Annotated in this window: 21 protein-coding genes and 1 pseudogene; 20 read left to right on the top strand and 2 right to left on the bottom strand. The window is 52.6% G+C overall.

Translation table 11 applies throughout. The annotated features are described in order from the left end of the window. Positions 1-594, top strand: a pseudogene (locus tag CJ255_RS08095) (hypothetical protein); the annotation flags it as partial. Between the two features lie 370 nt (positions 595-964). On the opposite strand, the gene CJ255_RS08085 reads toward CJ255_RS08095, so the two are convergent. Both CJ255_RS08085 and CJ255_RS08080 read right to left on the bottom strand, forming a co-directional pair. Then, positions 965-3,244, bottom strand: coding sequence for a WD40 domain-containing protein (locus tag CJ255_RS08085; protein ID WP_097643579.1), 2,280 nt, complete (start codon positions 3,242-3,244; stop codon positions 965-967). Position 3,245: 1 nt separating this feature from the next. Beyond that, a complete protein-coding gene (locus CJ255_RS08080; RefSeq protein ID WP_097643578.1) occupies positions 3,246-3,812 on the bottom strand; it encodes an anthranilate synthase component II in 567 nt (188 codons plus the stop codon). A gap of 242 nt (positions 3,813-4,054) precedes the next feature. On the opposite strand from CJ255_RS08080, the gene CJ255_RS08075 reads away from it, so the two are divergent. From CJ255_RS08075 to wecB, 19 genes are all read left to right on the top strand, one after another. Continuing rightward, a complete protein-coding gene (locus CJ255_RS08075; protein WP_097643580.1) occupies positions 4,055-5,161 on the top strand; it encodes an ABC transporter ATP-binding protein in 1,107 nt (368 codons plus the stop codon). A gap of 389 nt (positions 5,162-5,550) precedes the next feature. Next, complete coding sequence (locus tag CJ255_RS08070; RefSeq protein ID WP_097643577.1) at positions 5,551-6,414, top strand: ABC transporter permease; 864 nt, start codon at positions 5,551-5,553, stop codon at positions 6,412-6,414. Beyond that, positions 6,411-7,271, top strand: a complete 861-nt coding sequence (locus CJ255_RS08065; RefSeq protein ID WP_097643576.1) for an ABC transporter permease — start codon at positions 6,411-6,413, stop codon at positions 7,269-7,271. The genes CJ255_RS08070 and CJ255_RS08065 overlap by 4 nt, the downstream gene beginning before the upstream one ends. Before the next feature lie 125 nt (positions 7,272-7,396). Continuing rightward, positions 7,397-8,545, top strand: coding sequence for a polyamine ABC transporter substrate-binding protein (locus CJ255_RS08060; protein WP_097643575.1), 1,149 nt, complete (start codon positions 7,397-7,399; stop codon positions 8,543-8,545). Between the two features lie 61 nt (positions 8,546-8,606). Further along, on the top strand, positions 8,607-8,747 hold the full coding sequence (locus tag CJ255_RS23440) for a hypothetical protein (protein WP_165774617.1): 141 nt from the start codon (positions 8,607-8,609) through the stop codon (positions 8,745-8,747). Between the two features lie 6 nt (positions 8,748-8,753). Next, on the top strand, positions 8,754-8,900 hold the full coding sequence (locus CJ255_RS23435) for a hypothetical protein (protein WP_165774616.1): 147 nt from the start codon (positions 8,754-8,756) through the stop codon (positions 8,898-8,900). Positions 8,901-8,987: 87 nt separating this feature from the next. Then, positions 8,988-9,293, top strand: a complete 306-nt coding sequence (locus CJ255_RS24840; RefSeq protein ID WP_369127668.1) for a ribonuclease toxin HepT-like protein — start codon at positions 8,988-8,990, stop codon at positions 9,291-9,293. Beyond that, positions 9,290-9,781 carry a Uma2 family endonuclease gene (locus CJ255_RS08050; protein ID WP_097643573.1) on the top strand — a complete coding sequence of 164 codons (492 nt, stop codon included), beginning with the start codon at positions 9,290-9,292 and terminating at the stop codon, positions 9,779-9,781. Before CJ255_RS24840 ends, CJ255_RS08050 begins: the two co-directional genes overlap by 4 nt. Positions 9,782-9,996: 215 nt before the next feature. Further along, a complete protein-coding gene (locus CJ255_RS08045; RefSeq protein ID WP_097643572.1) occupies positions 9,997-10,959 on the top strand; it encodes a Gfo/Idh/MocA family oxidoreductase in 963 nt (320 codons plus the stop codon). Then, the gene (locus CJ255_RS08040) at positions 10,959-12,062 is read left to right on the top strand and encodes a DegT/DnrJ/EryC1/StrS family aminotransferase (RefSeq protein ID WP_097643571.1); all 1,104 of its coding nucleotides are present in this window, start codon (positions 10,959-10,961) and stop codon (positions 12,060-12,062) included. Before CJ255_RS08045 ends, CJ255_RS08040 begins: the two co-directional genes overlap by 1 nt. A gap of 48 nt (positions 12,063-12,110) precedes the next feature. Then, positions 12,111-12,875: a class I SAM-dependent methyltransferase gene (locus CJ255_RS08035; protein ID WP_097643570.1), complete on the top strand. Its 765-nt coding sequence runs from the start codon at positions 12,111-12,113 to the stop codon at positions 12,873-12,875. A 93-nt stretch (positions 12,876-12,968) separates the two neighbouring features. Further along, positions 12,969-14,135, top strand: coding sequence for a DegT/DnrJ/EryC1/StrS family aminotransferase (locus CJ255_RS08030; RefSeq protein ID WP_097643569.1), 1,167 nt, complete (start codon positions 12,969-12,971; stop codon positions 14,133-14,135). Continuing rightward, positions 14,126-14,743, top strand: coding sequence for a GNAT family N-acetyltransferase (locus CJ255_RS22615; protein WP_124681858.1), 618 nt, complete (start codon positions 14,126-14,128; stop codon positions 14,741-14,743). The genes CJ255_RS08030 and CJ255_RS22615 overlap by 10 nt, the downstream gene beginning before the upstream one ends. 55 nt (positions 14,744-14,798) lie before the next feature. Further along, positions 14,799-16,274, top strand: a complete 1,476-nt coding sequence (locus tag CJ255_RS08025; protein ID WP_097643568.1) for an MOP flippase family protein — start codon at positions 14,799-14,801, stop codon at positions 16,272-16,274. Beyond that, complete coding sequence (locus CJ255_RS22610) at positions 16,271-17,743, top strand: O-antigen ligase family protein (protein WP_124681857.1); 1,473 nt, start codon at positions 16,271-16,273, stop codon at positions 17,741-17,743. The genes CJ255_RS08025 and CJ255_RS22610 overlap by 4 nt, the downstream gene beginning before the upstream one ends. After that, on the top strand, positions 17,715-18,908 hold the full coding sequence (locus CJ255_RS08020) for a glycosyltransferase (protein ID WP_097643567.1): 1,194 nt from the start codon (positions 17,715-17,717) through the stop codon (positions 18,906-18,908). The genes CJ255_RS22610 and CJ255_RS08020 overlap by 29 nt, the downstream gene beginning before the upstream one ends. 15 nt (positions 18,909-18,923) lie before the next feature. Then, positions 18,924-19,874, top strand: a complete 951-nt coding sequence (locus CJ255_RS08015; protein ID WP_097643566.1) for a tetratricopeptide repeat protein — start codon at positions 18,924-18,926, stop codon at positions 19,872-19,874. Positions 19,875-19,912: 38 nt separating this feature from the next. Continuing rightward, complete coding sequence (locus CJ255_RS08010) at positions 19,913-21,037, top strand: glycosyltransferase (RefSeq protein WP_097643565.1); 1,125 nt, start codon at positions 19,913-19,915, stop codon at positions 21,035-21,037. 70 nt (positions 21,038-21,107) lie between these two features. Further along, positions 21,108-22,202: a non-hydrolyzing UDP-N-acetylglucosamine 2-epimerase gene (gene wecB / locus CJ255_RS08005; protein ID WP_097643564.1), complete on the top strand. Its 1,095-nt coding sequence runs from the start codon at positions 21,108-21,110 to the stop codon at positions 22,200-22,202. Positions 22,203-22,236: the final 34 nt, after the last annotated feature.

Here is a 22,236-nt window from a genome sequence, read left to right as displayed (position 1 = left end):
GAGCGCGGGGGCTACGGAGGACGCGAGGACGCGGGGATGCGAGGACGCGAGGAGCGGCGCGAGCGCGGGGGCTACGGTCCGCCCCGTGAGGATCGGCGCGAGCGTGGCGGCTACGGCCCGCCCCGCGAGGAACGGCGCGAACGCAGTGGCTACGGCCCGCCCCGTGAGGATCGGCGCGAGCGTGGCGGTTACGGAGAGCGCGAGGACACGAGGACGCGAGGACGCGAGGAACGGCGTGAGCGTGGGAGCTACGAGGAGCGTGGGCAACGGCGTGTTGAAGACGCACGGCCACGCGGACGTCAAGCGAACACAGGGCGGGGGCATAACGAACCAGCAACTCCCCGCAGCGATACGCCAGAAATGCGGGCGCAGAGTGATCACGCTGCCCAGCCGTCGTCGCACCAAGAGCGACAGGAGCAGCCCTCCCACGCCTCCCAACCTCAGCCAGAGCCAGGCTCAAAGGCACCAGCTCCCAGTCGTCCAGTGAAACCTCGGAGCGATCGGCGGGTGGTAGGACGCTCACGCACCAGCTTCCGCTCACGCCCCGGTGGTCGCCCCAACTTCGCCATGCCCCCTAAGCGGTCTGAGAAATAAGTTTTCTGGCATGCGACCGGCTGGTAGAGACGCCCCGGCGGGGCGTCTCTACGCAGGGGAAGCGCTCACGACTGCGCGAAATAAGGATGCCGCCCCAAGACCCAACGGCGCGCACCTGGCAGGTCTGGGGGGCCAACGGTTCAAAGGGTTTCACCAAATGCTTGAACATGCCGCATCATCAAGAACGCGAAAGCCCATTGGGACGCCATGTTCGGCAATCTCCAATCTCCAATCTCCAATCTCCAATCTCCAATCTCCAATCTCCAATCTCCAATCTCCAATCTCCAATCTCCAATCTCCAATCTCCAATCTCCAATCTCCAATCTCCAATCTCCAATCTCCAATCTCCAATCTCCAATCGAAAATGCTATCACACCCGCCACAACCGCACGGTGCCATCAGCCGCGCCGCTTACTAGCAGTGTGCCGTTGGGGGCGTAGGCGAGCCGAGTGATTGCGCCTGCATGAGCCTGAATACTACTAGGGGGCCGCTGTTTGCGCTGGCCTAAACGCCAGCGGATAATGCTACCTGTTGCGTCACCAAGGGCTAGGCTGTGACCATCAGGGGCAAAGGCGATGCTTCTAGCGGCATGGCCTTGACCCACAAAGCTTGTGTGCGCTGTCCCAGTCTCAGTATCCCAAATGCTGACGCTGCCCGTTTGGCCCCCCGCCGCTAGGAGTTTGCCGTCTGCACTGAAGGCCAAGCTGTGTAGCTGTTCGCTGCCAACGTTACAACTCCAGAGCGGTAGGTCGCCCTGCTGCGCGAGATTGGCTAAACGCCAGTATTGGAGTGCCCCACTATCACTTGCAAGTGCCAAGGCATCGGCTTGGGGGCTAAAGCTCAGACACCGTGGACGCCCTTGGATGCCACGCAGGATACGCCAAAAGGCTCCACCCGGCGTTGCGCTGGAGGCCGTAAGCTGCCAGAGTTGTACCGTGGCCTCGCTGTCACGACAGGCGAGCAAGCGCCCCCCTGCGGCCAGACCGAGTACCTGAAAGCCGCCCTGGATCTGCAGTAGCATGGTGGAACCGGGTTGGTCGGTATGGCATGCGCGGATCGTCCGGTCGGCGGAGGCCGAGATGAGGGTGGATGGCGTTGCGAAGCTCAGGTCGAGGATTGCGCCGCGATGCTCACGCTGGCGCGTGCGCCCTCCGGTCGCATCGTTGAGCTTGTAGGTTACGGTGATGCCATCGCTACTGCCGACAACTAAGTGCTCTGCATCAGGGCTGAGGGCTAGGCTCGTTACTCCGGCGGAGCAGGGCTGCAACGCGGCCACCTGCTGGCCAGTGGTGGGTTCCCACGCCAAGAGCCGATGGTCTTCAGCCACACTCGCCAGCCTGGTACCATCGGGGCTAAAGGCCACACGCACCAGTGGCGCACGATGTTCACTGATGATCCGCAGCAGCTTGCCATCATGCCCGCGCCACAGCCGGATCGAATGGTCATCGGCGCCACTGGCGAGCAAGGTAGTATCGGGGCTAAAGGCCAAGCTGGTCAAGGCGCCGGCGTGGCCTTCGAGCGTCGCCCGCAAACGCCACGTCGCCACATCCCAGAGGCGCACCTGGCGTCCCCGCGAACCCGCAGCCAAGGTGTTTCCGTCAGGACTAAAGGCCAGCGTCTCGACGGCTCCGCCATGGCCGCTCAAGCTCTGCACCAGCACGCGGTCGAGGCTGCGCCAGACCCGCACGCTGCGATCAACGCCCCCAGCGGCGATGAGGCTGCCATCGGGGCTAAAGGCTACGCAGGTTAGCGTATCACCCTGATCGCCGAGCGTTGCCAATAGCACTGCTGCCCGCCCAGTTTCACTACTACGCCAGAGGCGCAAGCTGCGGTCGCGCCCGACTGAAGCGAGCATGCGCTCATCGGGAGCAAAGGCAAGGCCGGTCACCGGCGCCTTATGGCCACTATAGATAGTGCGCACCTTGCCGGTCGCTAGGTCCCAAAGCACAATCTGGGTTGCCGCCGCGAGGGCCAGCAGGTGCCCACTCGGACTGAGGGCGACGCAATTGGTGGGACAATCAATGGCCCAGAGGGGCGGGCCACCAGCGAGGGGCATGAGGGCGGGGCCGCCGCCTGAAACGACCAAGGCGTACTCCGTATCGATCAGGAACAGACCACGCGCCCCGCCCCGCCCCAAGCGCCGCACCTGGCCCTGCTGCTCAAGGCTTGGCAGTTCAAAGACACCCCGTAGGCTCAAGGCTGGCATGGCGGGCGGGGCGGGATCGGGGGCGGCTGGCGCGGGCGCTTGTGGTGGTGGTGTCAGCGTCTGGGTATGCTCACGCAGCCGTGTTAGCAACCGCTCATAGCCACTGGCGCGAAAGAGATCGAGTGCAGGCACCGCAGCAAGTGGTTCTGGCAGATCGCAACTCGTGAGGCGCAAAGCCAGTACCAAACGCTGCGGACTAGGGGTTAACGGCAGCAGATCGAGCAGATTGGCCAGTGTGGGCGGAAGGCGATCAGCGGGCAGCGCACGGTGCGAAAGGCAAAACATGACCACCGCAGCTTTACGTAATGCCTCATGTTGTGCCCGTGGCGAAGCCAAATCAAGCGCCAGCACCAACGCAAGCCCATCAAGTTCCAAGCGTTGCGCCAACAGACGCAACGCGGGCGCATCCTGCTCGGCACAGACCATCAAGACGAAGGGCACCATACTAGAGCACCAAGAAATTGTGGAGCAACTGCTTTCCCACTTCAGTCATGATCGACTCAGGATGGAACTGCACCCCCTGTATAGGATACTCGCGGTGGCGCATACCCATAATCAAGCCATCATCACTCCATGCCGTCACCTCAAGTTCAGGTGGCAGATCATCACGGCGCACAATCAACGAATGGTAGCGCGTAGCCACAAAGGGATCGGGCAAACCCGCAAAGACTCCTTGGGCCGTATGGTGGATCGGCGCAAGCTTTCCGTGCATCAACGTGGGCGCACGCACCACCGCAGCACCAAAGGCTGCGCCAAGGGCCTGATGCCCCAAACAGACCCCCAGGGTAGGAATCTGCGGCCCCAGTTCACGGATCAAGGCCACACTAATGCCTGCTTCAGCGGGCGTACATGGCCCCGGACTCACGACGATGCGCTCAGGGCGCAAGGCTGCCACCGCATCCACCGTGATGCAATCGTTGCGTTGCACCTCAACCGTCGCCCCCAACTCTGCGAGGTACTGATAGAGGTTATAGGTAAACGAATCATAATTATCAAGTAGCAGCACCCGCATAGCGTTCCTCCTCGCATCACAACAACCATTGCAGCGCAGTATAGCCGCCAGTGGCAGAGGGTGCAAGCCAGATGTTTAGGAAAGATTTCGCATTGCGGCGATCGGCATTTTCTATATTCTCGTTTCTATATCCTTCCCTTATGGTATACTAGCCCCATTCCCTACGACGGGCAACTCATCACGCAACGACAGCGGCTGATGGATACGCACCAACCAGATTGTACCCTGTAGGGGCTTGGGCCTTGAGCGACACTCCCGCGATTGAACTGCGTCATGTGGTCAAGCAGTTTGGCGCTACCTACGCCGTAGACCACGTTTCGCTCCAGATTGGTGATGGCGAATTCTTTTCGCTGCTAGGGCCGAGTGGCTGTGGCAAGACCACAACGCTGCGAATGATCGCGGGATTCGAGTATCCCTCCAGTGGTGAGGTGCTGATCCACGGATGCCCGATGGCCGCCACGCCACCCCATCGCCGTCCAGTCAATACCGTCTTTCAATCCTACGCGCTCTTTCCCCATATGAGCGTGGAACAGAATGTGGCCTTCGGCTTGCAGATGAAACGTCTGCCGAAGCACGAGATTGGCCCCCGCGTGCAAGCCGCCCTCGCCTTGGTGCGCTTGGAGGGCTTTGAGCAGCGGCGTCCACGCGAGATGTCGGGCGGTCAACAGCAGCGCGTTGCCCTTGCGCGTGCCCTGGTCAATCAGCCAGAAGTGTTGCTCCTCGATGAGCCGCTTGGCGCACTCGATCAGAAACTGCGTAAAGAGATGCAGTTTGAACTCAAAAGCCTCCAGCATCGTGTTGGGATTACCTTTATCTTTGTAACCCACGACCAAGAGGAGGCGCTGATCATGTCGGATCGTATTGCGGTCATGAACCAGGGTAAGGTGCTGCAGGTTGGCAGCCCCACCGAGATCTATGAGCGCCCCACATGTCGTTTTGTGGCCGATTTTATTGGCGAGACCAACTTTATTGATGGGCAGGTTGTGGCGCATGCGGGTGACTATGCCACGATTGTGAGCAGAGATGGGCTTGAGCTACGGGGCATGATGCCGCGCCCAATAGCGGTGGGCAGCCAGGCGACCCTTTCGATTCGCCCGGAAAAGACGCGGCTGCTGACGCTCGATCAGGCTGGCAATGGGCATGGTGCATGTAGCTTCCCGGCCACCGTCGAACTTGTCAGTTACATTGGTTCGGATACACGCATTACAGTACGGCTCAACGCGCAACGCACCCTGCATGTATGGGAGCAAAATACGCGCAGTACCCTCGACCGCAATGCCTACTGGCAACCCGGCGAAGCAGCGCTGCTTGTCTGCCCGCCAGAGAATGCGTTGGTGTTGGTGGAGTGAGGCGGCGGGAGACAGGGAAGGTTTCAGAAGGGCGCTTGTAGCTTTACCGTCGTAGTGCCGACTTATGGTCTTCCAGTAAATAATCCGCTAACCAGACCTCGCAGATCTGGCATATCTATCAGGTCTAGTCCGTGCCGCGACACCGGATTAATTTCTGGAAGACCATTAGTCGGCATCCGGGGGTTGTCGGCGACCTCAGCCGACTAAAGTCAGCGGGAGGCGAAGCAGTGGGAGGCGATGCGGCGAAGCGGTAGCATAAACGCTAAACAGATTACACCATTTACCCTTGAACATACCGCATGATCAAGAACGCTAACGCCCATTGGGACACCATGTTCGGCAATCTACAATCTACAATCTACAATCTACAATCGTAAATAATATTACCCATGCTAGAACAGACTCACGCCCGCCGCGATCGGCGCAACCTCATTGCTCTACTTACCCCCGGAATGCTCTGGCTGCTGCTCTTTTTTGCACTGCCACTTGTGATCATTCTGCTCTATAGCTTTATGACCAATGGGCCAAGGGGGGCGGTGATCTGGCAGCCAACTCTTGAGAACTACCGGACGCTCTTTACCCAGACGATCTATGTCAATGCCTATATGCGCTCAATTCGGATTAGCCTTGAAACGACGCTGATCTGTCTGCTTTTGGGCTATCCCTTGGCGCTCTTTATTGTGCGCCAACCGGCCCATTGGCGTACTTTTTTGCTCTTTTTGGTGTTGATTCCCTTTTGGACCAATTTCTTGGTGCGGATTTATGCATGGCAGATTATTCTCGCCAATAATGGCATCATCAATACAGGGTTAGGGGCGCTAGGGTTTGCGCCTATGCCGCTACTCAATACAGAAGGGGCGACGCTCCTTGGTCTGGTATATGGCGAATTGCCCTTTATGGTCTTGCCACTCTATGCCGCACTTGCGCGCTTCGATTTTACCCTGCTAGAGGCGGCAGCCGATCTGGGGGCCAACCGCTGGCAGGCTTTTTGGCGCATTATGGTGCCCCAAACCATGCCTGGGATTGTCGCAGGCTCAGTGCTGGTCTTTATTCCCACCTTGGGCCAGTTTGTGGTGGCTGAACTGCTGGGCGGGGCCAAAGTGGACTACCTGGGCAACCTGATCCAGCGCCTCTTCCTGCGTTCCAACCCGGTCAATTGGCCCCTCGGCTCGGCCTTGGCGGTCGCTATGATGATCATCCTGCTTGCCTTGATCTTCTGGTACTTTCGTGTGACCCGTGAGGAGCAGCGATGATCAAGAGTCTACCTGCGGGCGCACAAGCGCCACCCGCAACCTCACAGCAGCGGCAGCATGGGTGGCTGCGTCGGGCCTTGAGCGGCTATGCGCTCCTCGTCTACGCCTTCCTCTACCTGCCGATTGTTGTCCTCGTTGTCTTCTCCTTCACCCGTGATGAATTTGGGGTGCGTTGGACCGGGTTTACCCTTGAGTGGTACATCCGCCTCTTCAATAACCCGCGCCTGATGGGCGCTGCCGTCAATTCGCTCGTTGTTGGACTCATATCCACCTTTGTTGCCACGCTGCTCGGTACGCTGATTGCCCTTGCCATGGAACGTTACCGCTTTCGTGGGCGCAGTGGAGTGGATGGCCTGCTCTATCTGCCCATCGTCATGCCTGAGATTGTCATGGCGGTGGCGCTGCTCGCCTTCTTAGCCCTGGTCTTCGACCTGATCAACGCTCTGACTGGCCAGATGTTGCGGCGTAGCCTCGTGACCGTGACGATTGGCCATATTGCCTTTAGTATCAGCTTTGTGGCGGTGGTGGTGCGCGCCAGTCTGAAAGGCTTTGATCGGCGGATCGAAGAGGCAGCGGCTGATCTAGGGGCCAATAGTTGGCAGATCTTCTGGCGCATCACCTTCCCCCTGATTCTGCCAGGAATCATTGGCGGGGGACTCTTGGCCTTTACGCTCTCGCTCGACGACTTTATCATCAGCCTCTTCCTCTCTGGGCCAGGCACATCGTTGCTGCCTGTAGAGGTGTACAACCGCGTGCGGCGGGCGATTACGCCCGAAATCAACGCGATCTCGACCATCATGTTGCTGCTTTCGATTACACTAGTGGTGCTTTCACAGTTGGCGCAACGCCGCCGCTGAAAGCGGTTCTGGGGCGAAGGCAACGCAGTGTATTTGCCTTCTTTTGCGGCAATGAACACGTCTTCTGTCCACAGTCCAGAAGGGGAGAAACGGCCTCCCTATCTGCAAAAAGAAAGGTTTAACCCATGACTCCATTCCGTTCGCTGTTCTGTTTGCTGCTACTGCTGCCCCTGCTCGTAGCCTGTGGGAGTGAACCGACCACGGCGCCACCGCCGCCCGCACTCGAAGCTACAGACAGCACGGGATTGGAAGATGGAGTGGATCGGGCGCAACTGGCCTCCGAACTCTACTTCTACAACTGGGGCGATTTCATCGATATGGATACGCTGGCCCAGTTTGAGGCGGAGTATGGGGTACGGGTGATCTACGACCTCTACGACTCCAACGAAGACATGATCGCCCAGGTACGTACCGGCAATTCGGGCTACGATATCGTGGTACCTTCCGACTACGCCGTGCAGATGCTGATTGAAGAGGGCTTACTGCAACCCCTTGAGCTTGAGCGCCTCGACAACCTGCGTCACATCGATCCCGACTATCTCAACACCTACTTTGATCCGGGCAATCGCTACTCGGTGCCCTACATGTTTGGGCTGACCGGCATCGTCTACAACCGCGAATTTTTCCCGGAGGGCGTCGAGAGTTGGGCAGCGCTCTTTGACCCCGCGCAACTGGAGGCCATTCGTGGGCGCTTCAGCATGCTTGATGACGAACGTGAAACGCCAGGGGCGGCGCTGAAATACCTTGGCTACTCCTACAACACCACTGAGCCGGAAGCACTGCAACAGGCCCAAGAGTTGCTGATTACCCAGAAGCCCTTCCTCGCGGCCTACAACAGCGCCGACGTAAACCGCAAGATGGCCTCGGGCGAATATGTGATCGCCCACTCCTGGAGTGGCTCGGCGATGCAGGCACGCCTCGGGCTTGAGGGTGAATTCTCGGGCAACCCAGCGATCAACTTTGTCATCCCGCAGGAGGGTGGAGCGATCTGGATGGACAACCTCGCCATCCTGAGCGAATCGGCCAACGCCTACACCGCCCATGTCTTCATCAACTTCCTGCTCCGTCCCGAGATTGCCGCCCAGAACGCCGACTATGTTGGCTACATCACCCCCAACGAAGCCGCGATTCCGCTCATGTCGGAAGAGGTGCAGGCGCTCTACGCAGCAGGCTTTGCGCCCGATGATGCCTTGCTGACGCGCCTCGAATGGATCGAGCGTACCGAAGCCACTGCGGTCTTTAGCGATCTTTGGACGGTTGTGAAGGGGGAATGACACCAATTACGCAATAGGGTAATGTACCCTGAAACCATCCCTTAAGTGGTACAATGCCTCCATGCAGCAGCCTAACGACAACAGCAACGAACTCCTCGCCGTGCTTGCCGCCAGTGAACTCCACTACGATGAGAGTCCTCTCTTCGGCGCTGGGATTGATCAACTGGCCCTACCCGCCTTTGAACACTACCACCAGCGCTAATTTGGCATGAGCCTTGAGGAACACCTGAGCGAAAGCGGGATCGATCTGCCCCACTTGCTCTGCAATCTGCACCTCTTACACGACCTCGACGGCGTTCCAACCCTCGTAGGCGAAGAGTTGCGCGTATGCATCTGGGCCCGACCGGGGGGGTAGAAAGGGAGGGGTTCGGGGAGGGCGAAGTCCTCCCCGAACCCCTCCCACAATAAGGTATCTATTCCATGAGCCACACACTCGTCGCGCATCTTCGAGCAGATCGCCCGCACCATTGACACCAGCGCACCCAGCGGCGCAGACTGGCACCGCACCCTGCTTATGCAAATGTCCGCCCCAGTGGAAGAAAAACGCCCTGCCGTCATCAGCCGCGAAGTACGCTTCTGCCTAGATGAATACCGTGGCTTTCGCCATGTCGTGCGCCACATCTACACCTTCAATCTCCGCTCCACGCGACTGCAGGAACTCGCCCTCGGGCTACGCAACTGTTATGACTCGTTACAGCATGATCTACAAAGCTTTATCACATTTCTCAAACAGGTGGAAGCAGCTTGAACAGAGCGATCAAAACATTCCTTGACGCCGACCAACTCGGCATCCGGCTCGAATTCGTTCGCGGCCTACCCTTATGGGAGGCATCACCAGTGGTGCGCCACCAACGCGCCATTGATCGCATCCGCGCCAGCATCAGCCCGGTAGCTCCAGAGGGCGGATGCACCTGCGTCCACCTTGCCGACATCTACATCCACTTCCCCGACGGCTCACTCAAACGGCCTGACATCGCCATCTTCTGCCAAGAGCCAGCGGAAGAGGACGAAGCAGTACGCCTCATCCCCGAAGCAGTGATCGAAGTAGTAAGTCGCGGCTTCGAGGCCAAAGACCTCGAAATCGGCCCCCCCTTCTACCTCAGCCAAGGCGTCAAAGACATCGTCGTCTTCGACCCACACACCCTCCTCGTCCTCCACATCCAGCAGCACGGTGCCTGGCGCCACACCTCGCCAGTGGAATTGACGCTCTGCTGTGGCTGTACATGCCGGGTGTAGGAATGCTTGCCCCATATGGTATAATGCGCCCTACGCAACATATTCGTAACGTATGGACTCGTCCACTTTGGCCATATAAATTGGGTGTGACTGGAATCTGTAGGGCGGTGCCCTGCAACCCCCGCCAGACAGGGGGAAATGCGGGGGAACCAGGTTCCCCCCCACCCCCCATCTACACATTTTGGTCACACCCATATAAATTATAGACCCCCGCTATGCCCTGTAATTTTGCCCTCACTGGTGTCGGTGGCTACATCGCCCCTCGCCATCTCAAAGCCATCCGTGATACTGGTAATCTCTTGGTAGCCGCTACCGATCCCAAGGATTCGGTTGGCCTGCTTGACCAGTTTGGTTTTGAGACAGGCTTCTTTACCGAGTTTGAACGCTTCGACCGTCACCTTGAGAAGTTGCGCCGGGGGCCGGAAGAGCAGCGCGTTCACTATCTCAGTATCTGCTCACCCAACTACCTCCACGACGCCCACTGCCGTGCAGCGCTACGTGTGGGCGCTCACGCCATCTGCGAAAAACCTCTGGTGATCAATCCGTGGAATCTTGCACCACTAGAAGAACTAGAGGCCGAGACCAATAGACGGATTTATAATGTGTTGCAACTGCGCGTGCATCCCACGCTGATGCAGTTGCGCGAAGCGTTACTGCGTGAACGCAGTAGCGGCAAGCAGCACGATGTGGTCCTCACCTACATTACCGCCCGTGGCCCCTGGTACCATGTCTCATGGAAGGGTCAACTCGATAAATCGGGGGGCGTCGCAACCAACATCGGTATTCACTTCTTCGATCTGCTCCTCTGGCTCTTTGGCCCCGCTGGTGAGTATCGCGTCCACCACGCAGACACGCAGCGTATGACAGGCTTTCTCGAACTAGAACATGCGCGGGTGCGCTGGTTCCTCTCGTTGGATCACCGCGATCTCCCCTTCACTGCCGAGCCGGGCAAACGCACCACCTTCCGCTCAATCACCATTGATGGCCAAGAGTTGGAGTTTACCGAAGGCTTCAGCGATCTGCACACGCGCATCTATGAAGAGGTGTTGGCCGGGCGCGGCTTTGGCATTGCCGATGCGCGACCATCAATCGAATTGGTCTACAACCTACGAACCGTGGCACCGAACGGGAACGATGACGGCTTGCGCCATCCCTTGCTGACAAACGAGAAACGCTGATGGCCATCCCTCTGCTCGACCTCAAAGCCCAATACGCCACACTGCGTGAAGAGCTCAACGCCGCCCTACTGCGCGTGGTCGAGAGCCAGCACTTTATTCTCGGCCCCGAGGTTGAGGCGTTCGAGCAAGCGGTCGCCACCTACGTGCAGTGCCAGTACGGCATCGGCGTCTCTTCCGGCAGCGACGCGCTGCTCGCCGCACTCATGGCCATCGGCATCGGCCCCGGCGACGAAGTGATCACCACACCCTACAGCTTCTTTGCCACGGCGGGTGCGATTGTGCGCCTGGGGGCCAAGCCAGTCTTTGTGGACATCGAACCCCAAACCTACAACATTGACCCGCACCTGATTGCGGCGGCCATCAGCCCACGCACGCGAGCGATCATTCCGGTTCACCTCTACGGCCAAATGGCCGTTATGGAACCAATCATGGCCCTCGCCGCGCAGCACAACCTCATCGTCATTGAGGACGCAGCGCAAGCCATTGGGGCGGAAGAGCAGGGGCGACGAGCCGGTTCCATCGGCCACATGGGCTGCTTCAGCTTCTTCCCCTCCAAGAACCTCGGCGGCTTCGGCGACGGCGGCATGGTCACCACCAACGACCCTGAGTTGGCCAAGAAACTCCGCCTACTGCGCAGCCACGGTGCCGAACCCAAATACTACCACCAACTCATCGGCGGCAACTTCCGCCTGGACGCCATCCAAGCCGCAGTGCTGCGGGTCAAACTCAAATACCTCGACACCTGGACAACCGCCCGTCAGCGCAACGCCGCCCGCTACCGCGAGCTACTCGCCGCCGCTGGCAACCCGCCGGTCGCCCCCCCGCTCGAACGGCCCAACGTGCGCCACATCTACAACCAATTCGTGGTCCGCACACCAGCGCGCGATGCACTCATGGCCCAGCTCAAAGCCCAAGGCATCGGCTGCGAAGTCTACTACCCGCTGCCATTGCACCTGCAAGCCTGCTTTGCCACATTAGGCTACCAACCCGGCAGCCTGCCGGAGAGCGAAGCCGCCGCCCAAGAAACCCTAGCGATCCCGGTCTACCCAGAGTTGGCGGAGGAGCAGGTGGCGGTGGTGGCAAGATACTGCCACATAAGATAAATTCGATTTAGCAATTGAATTGCGGTAGATGTAGATTCGGATGAGGTTATGAATCGTTATGTGTTTTTTAAATCTGTTCGTACATATTTACCCGATAATTTTAAGATTTTATTAAAGGCTGTTCGTGATTATGGTTTTCGTGCCTTATATCAAGGCATTGAGCGTCTTTGTCCCATATGTATGAAATCTGCACGTCGTTTTCGTCCTACTGGTCGTCCAATGCGTACTGATGCAAAATGTGTTCACTGTACTGCTCTTGAGAGACACCGTATGCTTTGGGTTTTTATTCAACGTTCAACTAATCTTCTGAACGGATCACCTAAAAAATTATTACATATTGCGCCAGAGCCATGTTTGGAGTCTCGTTTGCGCAATATGTTTGGTATGTCCTACGTTACAGCAGATCTTAGTTCTAACAAGGTAAACCTCAAATTTGATATTATCCAACTCCCACACCCTGACAATTCATTTGATGTGGTATTATGTAGCCATGTTTTTGAACACATCCCAAATGACCGAGCAGCAATGCGTGAAATAAAGAGGGTACTTAAGCCTGATGGATGGGCGATTTTGCTCGTTCCAATCACTGTTGATCATACAATCGAAGATGCGTCAATCACTGATCCTACTGAACGACTTCGCCTTTTTGGGCAAGAAGATCATGTACGGCGTTATGGGCCGGATTATATTGATCGCTTACGTGATGCTGGCTTTCACGTTCGTGTTATCCGTTCACATGATTTTGCTACAAATTCAGAAATAGTCCAATTCGGACTAACACGGGCGAGTGGAGAGATTTATTATTGCACATGAAATTAAATGTGAATTTGTACACAAATTCGCAAGACAAAGTTATATTGTAATTATGACAATACTATTCGAGTGTTTTTAATTAATCTAAACCATATGACCAATCCACGTCCCTTTATTATCTTTGGCTCGCCCATCATTGAAGATGACGAGATCCGCGAAGTTGTCGCAAGCATGGAGAGCGGCTGGCTTGGCACTGGGCCAAAGGTTGCTCGTTTCGAGCAGGATTTTGCGGCCTACAAAGGGGCATCTCATGTTGCGGCGGTGAATTCCTGCACGGCAGCGCTCCACTTGAGTATGCTCGCTGCTGGTCTTCAGCCCGGTGATGAAGTTATCACGACCCCACTCACCTTCTGTGCTAGTGTCAATGCGATTATTCACGCTGGACTTACCCCAGTGCTGGCCGATATTGATCCGGTGACGATGAATATTGATCCGAATCAGGTCGAAGCACGTATTACACCGCATACACAAGCGATCCTACCTGTTCACTTTGCTGGTCGTCCCTGTGATATGGATGGACTCCGCTCCATCGCAAAACAGCACCAATTGAAGATCATTGAAGACTGTGCCCACGCGATTGAAACTGAGTACAAGGGCCAGAAGGCCGGTACGATAGGTGATTTTGGTTGCTTCAGTTTCTATGTCACTAAGAATATCATTACTGGCGAAGGCGGGATGGTGCTTGCTCGCCAGGAAGAGGATCTGGCGCGAGTCAAGATGTTAGCGTTACACGGTATGAGCAAGGATGCCTGGAAACGCTTTAGTGACGATGGGTATAAGCACTACCAAGTGATCGAGTGTGGGTTCAAGTACAATATGATGGATTTGCAAGCCGCGATTGGCATACACCAACTGCGCCGCGTCGAAGCCTACTGGCAGCGTCGTCAGACCATCTGGCAGACCTACAATCAAGCCTTTGGGGATCTTCCGATCACGCTCCCAGCCGATCCAGAACCAGAGACGCGCCATGGCTACCACCTCTACACCCTGCTCATTGATGAAGCCCAAACTGGCATTGGCCGTGACGCCTTTCTTGACGCCATGACCCAACGGCGGATTGGCGTTGGTGTTCATTACCTCAGTATTCCCGAACACCCCTACTACCAGCAGACCTTCGGCTGGCGACCTGATGACTACCCACATGCCATGCGCATCGGACGGCAGACGGTGAGCATGCCACTTTCGCCGAAACTGAGCGATGAGGATGTAGAGTATGTGCGTGAAGCTGTGCATTCTATATTGAGGTGTATATGCACTTGACAGCCCAGCGATTTAAGCGGTTGAATCCCTTAAATAAAGTATTGGTATATACGCAGGGTTCATTATCAGATATCCCTACTCTACCTGAAGGCCATAAGTTTACTATTCAAGAGATGGATATGTGCAGTCCATCTGATATAAACACTTGGTTAACCATCTATAATGATGCCTTTCGTCGCCAATGGGATGCGGAGCAATTCAAAAAAGATGTACTTCAACATCCCCACGTCCTCGTTACCAACACGTTCTTTCTTCTTGCACATAGTAAACCTATAGGTATTACGTCAATCGGCGTATTTCGCAGAAATCAGGACATTGGAGTCGGTCATTATATCGGAATTAAACATTCTTGGCAAGGCAAAGGAATAGGTCGATACTTGGCAATTCTAAGATTTAACTTACTTAAGTGTCGAAATATAGCTATAGCCGAAAGCGAAACAACCTTGCGTCACCAAGATTCGATTCGCTTGCATTTTTCCTTAGGTTTTAAGCCTAAGAAGAAACCTGACTACTGGAATACTAATGATCAGTCTTTGCGCATTTTCAAATTTTTAGCATGGCATAATCTACACAAAATGTATCAAGATTGGGTTTTAACAAAAAATTGAAAATGGAATCGCTCGGTGAATTTTGCGTGAGCATATTTGGCAATAGGACAGAACCATGAGCCTACGCTTGCAAGCATTCTCGGGTGTAAGATGGACAACATTAGCTACTGTGGTAACTACCACGACGCAACTCTTGCAACTGGTGGTTTTAGCTCGTTTATTAGCTCCTGAAGCTTTTGGGTTAATGGCGATGGTTATGGTCATGATTGGATTTGCGCAATCTTATGCTGATGCGGGTATCAGTTCAGCCATTGTTCATCGTCAAGATATAACTTCCAAACAATTATCAAGTCTCTATTGGCTAAATATCATGGTAGGGGTAGTGATATTTGTAATATTATGGATTTTAACACCCTTTATAGCGAGATTGTTTAATGAATCTCAATTAATAGCTTTACTTCATGCCGTAATAATCATTTTTTTAATTGTACCGCTTGGTAAACAATATGAAGTATTATTGCAAAAAAATCTAAATTTTAACTTGTTGGCTCGTCAAGAGATTATTGCTGCAATTATTAGTACTAGTTTAGCAATTAGTTGTGCTTTTGTTGGTATGGGTGTGTGGTCACTTGTGATAGGACAAATATCGCTTGTCTTGACACGAACATTGATGTTGTTATGGGTCGGCATGCAAATTCACCGTCCATCTATCCATTTTTGCTGGCAAGATTTACAAGGCTATTGGCAATTTGGTCTCTACCAAGTGGGAGAGCGCAACATCAATTTTCTGGCGCAACGTATTGATCAACTGCTTATCGGTGGCATTCTTGGGGCACAAGCGCTGGGTTACTATAGTTTTGCCTTTAATTTAGTATCTCTACCGCAAAACCGCATTAATCCTATTGTAACAAAAGTCGCATTTCCTACATTTGCTAAGATTCAAGATGATATTCCAAGGTTGCAACGCGGTTATTTGAGCGTGCTGAAAATGCTGACACTCATCAATGCCCCGCTATTAATTGGGATGATCGTGCTTGCTCCGATGTTTGTCCCCCTTATATTTGGTGAGCAATGGCTCCCTAGCATGGTGCTTGTGCAACTAGCAGCAATTGTATCGCTGATGCGTGGCATAGGTAACCCTGTAGGTAGTCTCCTGTTAGCACGAGGACGGGCGGATTTGGGCTTTAAATGGAATCTTGGACTTTTCTTATTCTCTGCGCCTTTTATTTACGTTAGCGCTCTATGGGGCGATGTAGTTACCGTAGCTGCGACATGGGTGTTACTACAGGTCATATTGAAATTACCAGCGTACCTCTGGCTGATCCGACCGCTTATTGGTCCTTGTGGTAAAGCGTATATCGGAGCAACAGCAGTGCCCATTGGTCTGGCCTCGATCATGGGTGTAATCGTCTGGTTAGGGCTCTCACTTTCCTCAATAAGTTGGCTCAGTATGCTATCACTTATTGCGCTCGGTGGAAGTGTGTACGTAGTGATTTTGTGGATAGCCGAGCGGAAGATGTTGGTTGATTTAGGCGACTTGGTGTTGGGAAGCAGAAATCCTTTAAATCATAAAAAGGTTTCGTTTACATGAATTCCGCTTCTTACCCTATTCACAACAAGCAATTTACCACTCTCTCTTTGTTTTTTTTAAGCTCATTGTTTATTTCATTAGGGGTGAGTATTGCAATTTTTGCTTCTCAAACCCATTTGGGGATATTGCTCACAGCAATAGGTGTTGCTATACCTATTTGGACTGCATTAGTTTCATATAGTTCATATCGTATAACACTGTTTGGATTATTGATTTGCTGCATTGTTCTTGTTCCACCTTTATCGCTCGGCAATTTAAATTGGCGAGTGCATCAAATTTTTCTCCTCTTTCTCTTACCTTTCATTGTTTATTGGCGAAGACATACTCTTTCCCGCCTAGATGTTCTTTTAAGTTTATATGCATTAGCTATTATTACTTCTACGATAGTTGGAAGTATTTTGGGTAACACACCAGCTTTACGCGATTGGTTTGAGTTAGCCAAGCCCGGTTTTTGGTGGTTAATATTTAGCTTTGGATTGGGTTGTGGTTGGAGTTGGAAGTCTAAAATCCACGCACTCTGGATTTTTCTTATTTGTGGTTTTGGTCTTACAATTTTATCAATTGCTCAATATACGAATGCTGGCGATGTAAATAATTGGTTAACTCCGATTTTTGTGACCAATGAGGATTTCTTACGAGTAGCGAACTATCGAGTCCTTGGTACGTTTGGTAACCCTGTGCGTGTCGGCAGCACAATGGCAGGTATTTTGGGTGTCCTGGGGGTTTTCATCTTGTTTGGAAAATGTTCGCTATGGCTCCGCATGTTCCTTGTTCTTTATGCATTAGGAGTTAGTATTGCTATCTTGATGACTGCATCACGCGTTTCTTTGGGAGCAGGTGGTTTGGCCGTTATCGGAGCTGTGCTGTTTTTTATCTGGTATAGAATTCGCTTTGTGTTCAGCAAATTGATTGTGACAATTTTGCTTAGTTTACTAGCTATGTTTGGACTTATAGGGGTCTTTCTTTGGGCAGAAAGAATCTCGCGCGATTACTCTTATGCATCTGCAATCCTTAGTGGTAATCCTTTAATTGGAACATTGTATCGTTTAAATTCTGTTGGCAGCGAATTTGATGAAGGCGCACGGCGATTATCGGACTGGCAGTTGGCATGGCAATTAGGTCTGGAATCGCCAGTTTTTGGTGTGGGACCATCCAAAAACGTTGATGATTTTACATATTTTCATAGCGAGCATCTAACAGTGTTTCGCAGGTATGGATTTGTAGGTGTTTTTTTATTCACCATGATTTATGTAAACATTATTTTATATGCATACAAAGAATTTAGAAGCGGCATTGAATTAAGGAATCAGTCAAAAATAATTTTGTCCTTATCTGTATTGTTGTTTACTGTTGTCTTTGTTCTAGATGGATTTTTTTCAAATGGTGCTGCTTCGGATTTTCAGCAATCCGCAGTCCATTGGTGGCTTGTAGGTGTTTTGTATGGAAGACAGCGTCGGGAAGTTACATAACTTGAGGTATGATTCCGTGCAACATAACAAGATAGTAGTAGCTCATTTCATGCGTGCATATCTACCTGGAACATGCACTTTTATCTATCAATACCTAACTAACATTCGTCGTTACACATCGGTTGTCTTAGCGAATCAGCGTGAGCAATTGGATCAATTTCCATTTCCACATCTCTACACCCCCCCATTGTCACCCTTCAGCATGTTCATGGTACGAGCCGAACGGAGGCTGCTCCACCGGCAACGTCTGATCGAGCCGTTTTTTAAGCAGGCGCTACGGACATCACAAGCCAGCCTGATTCATGCCCATTTTGGCTACACTGGTGTGTATGCGTTACCTCTCCAGAGCGCCAGTGGTTTGCCTCTCGTGACGACCTTCTATGGTGCAGATGTATCATCCATCCCTCGCAGTCCTCAGTGGCACAGAAGCTACCGCAAACTCTTCGAGAGGGGTTCTCTCTTTCTCGTTGAGGGATCCCATTTGCGTGATCAACTTATAGCTTTAGGTTGTCCTGCCGAGAAGGTCAAAATTCAGCGTATTGGGGTTGATCTCACACAATTTAGCTATCGTCCCTCGCCACCGACCAATGAAGCCATCCGTATACTAATGGTTGGTCGCCTCACCGAAAAGAAAGGCGTTGAATATGGTATTCGCGCTTTTGCACAAGTGGCAGCTAAACATCCTAAAATTGAACTCAATATTATCGGTGATGGTGAACTACGCAAAAAAATTCAGCAGTTAATCAATCGATTGAAACACAATGTGCGATCTAGGATTAAGTTGCTTGGCTATGTAAACTATGCGGCCTATGCCAAAGAAGCGAACCAGACACATATTTTTATGGCACCAAGTGTGACTGCTAAGAATGGTGACTCAGAAGGTGGTGCGCCAACAGTTCTGATCGAGATGCAAGCGCGTGGCCTGCCAATTCTCTCTACACAGCATGCTGATATTCCGGAAGTTGTGGTTGATGGAAGCAGTGGCTATTTGGTGCCTGAGCGCAATCCAGTGGCCCTAGCAGAGAAACTGTCTGCGTTATTGGAAACACCTGAACAATGGGATATACTAGGGCAGGCTGGACGAGTACATGTTGAGCAGAACCACGATATTCGCAAGCTGGCGCAAGAACTTGAAGCGAAGTACGATCAGTTGCTGGTTCGCTAGGTAAGATCTAAGATAATGAATGTACGCATATCTATCATTCTGACAATTTCTTTGGCGCTTGTTTTTTTTATCACTGAGGGGTATATCGAATTGCGTCGCAATGTGGCCTGGGTAGTACTGATCAACACATGGATTTCTTCAGAGGCCAAGCTAAGTCCAGATGTTTCAGATTTCAACCATCTGGACGATTGGAATTTTCAGCGATTGGCTGGTATGAGCGCTTACCTAACAGGTAATTGCAATGAGGCGGCACAGGCATTTGATACAGCGTTGCAGATGAAACCCCATGAAACCATGATGCTCTTTTTTGCAGGTCATGCCTACTATCAGTGTGGATATTCATCAATAGCCGTGAATCGGTGGCAGCGTGCTGGGGCTGCACCTGAACTTCTCGCACGCTGCCAAACTGCCTTTAGCCGAGATGAGATGGATCATGCCCGCAACTGGTGCCAACTTGCGGTTGCAACCAACCCTAAATTGTCGGAAGCCCATTTCCAACTTGGACGGGTGTATCAGATACAGCGCGATTATTACAATGCTTTGGCAAGTTTTGAACGGGCGGCTGCTTTAGATCAATACTACAAGATGGTATTCTTCCAAATTGGGCTAACCCAACGAGCTCTGGGTGATCTACAAAGCGCAAAATTTTATCTACGGAGAGAAATTGAGATAAACCCGACCTATTCGGGTTCTTGGTATGTCATAGGACTCACTTACTTCGATCAACAACAGTATCCAGAAGCTATCGAGTATTTCCTTACATCTATTCATATGGATGATCGAAGATACGCAATGGCTGAAACATATGTCTTGAATGCGATCAAAGATAATCCAACGAATGCCGGAGCATACTACACCCTTGGTAAACTCTACCTAGTACAACAACGCTATGAAGAAGCATATCAGCATTTATTGGAAGCTGAGCGACTCGATCCTGAACGATTTGCTTTTAATGAATCCGAATAATTGATACCAGCAATTGTTGTATTTGGATATTAATCTTAATGACTATGACTAAAATCTGTCACCTAACCTCTGTTCATCCACCATTCGATACACGCATTTTTCATAAAGAGTGTAGAACCCTTGCTGATGCTGGCTATGACGTGGTTTTGATTGCTCCACACACCCGCTCCGAAGTAGTGAATGGAGTTAGGATTCGTGCTATCACTAAAGCTCGTAGCCGCTTAGTACGCATGATATTCACAGCATTCAATGCCTATCGAGCAGCAGTGCAAGAACAAGCACAGATCTACCATTTGCATGACCCGGAACTATTACCCTTTGGTTTGCTATTAAAGCTGCAAGGTGCCACTGTGGTGTATGATGTCCATGAAGACTACACTACCTCAGTTAAACAACGCTATAACCTGCCTCGCTGGATTACGTCAATCTTGAGTGCAACCATTGCTCTGGGCGAGCCTTTGATGGCACGACCAATGCAGGTGGTTGTTGCTGAGCGATACTATCACCGACGATTCCCTCATAGCATTGAGGTTCTCAACTATCCGTTAGTTGAACGTCTGCAACAATGTGGTGAGTATAGCAGTCCCAGACCTCTCCATTTACTCTATACCGGGGGGATAAGTGAAGATCGTGGAGCTCTCATCTATGCTCAACTCGTAAAACATTTTACTGATCTCGAAATCACCCTCGTTGGTCGTTGCTCAACAACACTGGTTGAACGGATGTGTGCCATCGCTGGAGAAGGGGCAAGACGGCTCCATTTTGAATGTACAGAGCAAGGAGTTAATTACGAATATATTATTGATGCGTATAAAAAACAGACTTGGCTGGCTGGTATTGCGATATTTCCACCAACACCGCATTATATAGAAAAGGAATTAACCAAGTTTTTTGAGTATATGACAGTTGGATTACCAATCATCTGCTCAAATTTTCCTGTATGGAAGGAGCTTATGATTGAGAGTCGCGCTGGGTTGTGTGTTAATCCTAATGATTTGTATGAAATCATGAACGTTATTCGCTTTCTTTCTAAGAATCCGCAATATGCCCAATTTCTTAGTCATCAGGGTAGGCATGCGGTGCGTAAACGTTACCAATGGAATACGCAAGCTCAACAATTGTTGCGGTTTTACGCAGATATGTTAGCGAAGAATAACAAGTGACTAGTAAGATTTGCCACATTCCAATGAGCTAATGAACTTTGGTATAATCTGCTGTATGGTATAAGCGCATATGCACATCATCCACGTTGTAGGTGCCCGCCCCAACTTCATGAAGGTCGCGCCAGTCTTGCAAGCGTTGCGAGCCTATCCTGATATTACACAACATCTTGTCCACACTGGTCAGCATTATGATGCGGCGATGTCTGAGATCTTCTTTCAGCAATTGGGCTTGCCAGAACCAGACATCAATCTAGAGGTAGGGTCGGGCAGTCACGCGGTACAGACAGCCCAGGTCATGCTGCGTTTCGAAGAGACGGTGCTGGCCCAACGCCCTGATCTCGTGCTGGTCTATGGCGATGTCAACTCGACCGTGGCTGCAAGCCTGGTCTGTGCCAAGCTGGGCATCCGGGTGGGGCACGTTGAGGCGGGGCTACGTTCGTTCGACCGCACCATGCCCGAAGAGATCAATCGGTTGGTGACCGATCAGATCGCCGATCTGCTCTTCACCCCCTCAGCGGATGGCGACCATAATCTCCTACGTGAAGGTGTTGACCCCGCAAAGATCCACTTGGTTGGCAATGTCATGATTGATACGCTGGTACGCTTGCTGCCCCAAGCCGAAGCGGGCTGGCCCACGCTGCGTACACGTCTGGGGTTGGGTAAACGCTATGGTCTCGTGACACTGCACCGCCCGTCGAATGTAGACGAGCCCGCGATGCTGGCCCAAATTCTGAAGACGTTGGGTGAGTTAGCGAGCGAACTGCCTTTACTCTTTCCGATCCACCCACGCACACGGCGACGGATCGCCGAGCAGGGTTTGGATGCACAGGCAGCGTGTTTACAGCTCTGTGAGCCGTTGGGTTACTTGGAGTTTCTGGCCTTACAGGCCCATGCCCAGTTGGTGATCAGCGACTCGGGCGGGGTGCAGGAGGAGACAACCTACCTCCGTGTACCATGTTTGACGGTGCGAGCGAACACCGAGCGCCCGGTCACGGTTGAAGTGGGTAGCAACCAGTTGGTAGGCCAAGATATGGCACGACTGCGCGAGGCGGCAGAGAACGTATTGCAGGGTAAATTTCGTAGTGGGGCGATCCCGCCGCTGTGGGATGGGCAAGCCGGAGAGCGGATTGCTGACATTTTGGCAACCAATGAACAAATGAACTAATGCCGCTCACTGATAACAAAGGCATCTTAAAGCC

Origin of the sequence: Candidatus Viridilinea mediisalina, from assembly GCF_002532535.1 — a bacterium.
Classification (GTDB): domain Bacteria; phylum Chloroflexota; class Chloroflexia; order Chloroflexales; family Chloroflexaceae; genus Viridilinea; species Viridilinea mediisalina.
Note: the sequence above shows the minus strand (reverse complement) of the source record. Positions and strands in the feature narration are given on the sequence as shown.

Coding starts and splice junctions, on each gene's coding strand:
- CJ255_RS08085 (WP_097643579.1), bottom strand. CDS start 3,244: ATGGTGCCCTTCGTCTTGATGGTCTGTGCCGAGCAGGATGCGCCCGCG.
- CJ255_RS08080 (WP_097643578.1), bottom strand. CDS start 3,812: ATGCGGGTGCTGCTACTTGATAATTATGATTCGTTTACCTATAACCTC.
- CJ255_RS08070 (WP_097643577.1), top strand. CDS start 5,551: ATGCTAGAACAGACTCACGCCCGCCGCGATCGGCGCAACCTCATTGCT.
- CJ255_RS08065 (WP_097643576.1), top strand. CDS start 6,411: ATGATCAAGAGTCTACCTGCGGGCGCACAAGCGCCACCCGCAACCTCA.
- CJ255_RS08060 (WP_097643575.1), top strand. CDS start 7,397: ATGACTCCATTCCGTTCGCTGTTCTGTTTGCTGCTACTGCTGCCCCTG.
- CJ255_RS23440 (WP_165774617.1), top strand. CDS start 8,607: ATGCAGCAGCCTAACGACAACAGCAACGAACTCCTCGCCGTGCTTGCC.
- CJ255_RS23435 (WP_165774616.1), top strand. CDS start 8,754: ATGAGCCTTGAGGAACACCTGAGCGAAAGCGGGATCGATCTGCCCCAC.
- CJ255_RS08045 (WP_097643572.1), top strand. CDS start 9,997: ATGCCCTGTAATTTTGCCCTCACTGGTGTCGGTGGCTACATCGCCCCT.
- CJ255_RS08040 (WP_097643571.1), top strand. CDS start 10,959: ATGGCCATCCCTCTGCTCGACCTCAAAGCCCAATACGCCACACTGCGT.
- CJ255_RS08035 (WP_097643570.1), top strand. CDS start 12,111: ATGAATCGTTATGTGTTTTTTAAATCTGTTCGTACATATTTACCCGAT.
- CJ255_RS08030 (WP_097643569.1), top strand. CDS start 12,969: ATGACCAATCCACGTCCCTTTATTATCTTTGGCTCGCCCATCATTGAA.
- CJ255_RS22615 (WP_124681858.1), top strand. CDS start 14,126: ATGCACTTGACAGCCCAGCGATTTAAGCGGTTGAATCCCTTAAATAAA.
- CJ255_RS08025 (WP_097643568.1), top strand. CDS start 14,799: ATGAGCCTACGCTTGCAAGCATTCTCGGGTGTAAGATGGACAACATTA.
- CJ255_RS22610 (WP_124681857.1), top strand. CDS start 16,271: ATGAATTCCGCTTCTTACCCTATTCACAACAAGCAATTTACCACTCTC.
- CJ255_RS08020 (WP_097643567.1), top strand. CDS start 17,715: ATGGAAGACAGCGTCGGGAAGTTACATAACTTGAGGTATGATTCCGTG.
- CJ255_RS08015 (WP_097643566.1), top strand. CDS start 18,924: ATGAATGTACGCATATCTATCATTCTGACAATTTCTTTGGCGCTTGTT.
- CJ255_RS08010 (WP_097643565.1), top strand. CDS start 19,913: ATGACTATGACTAAAATCTGTCACCTAACCTCTGTTCATCCACCATTC.
- wecB (WP_097643564.1), top strand. CDS start 21,108: ATGCACATCATCCACGTTGTAGGTGCCCGCCCCAACTTCATGAAGGTC.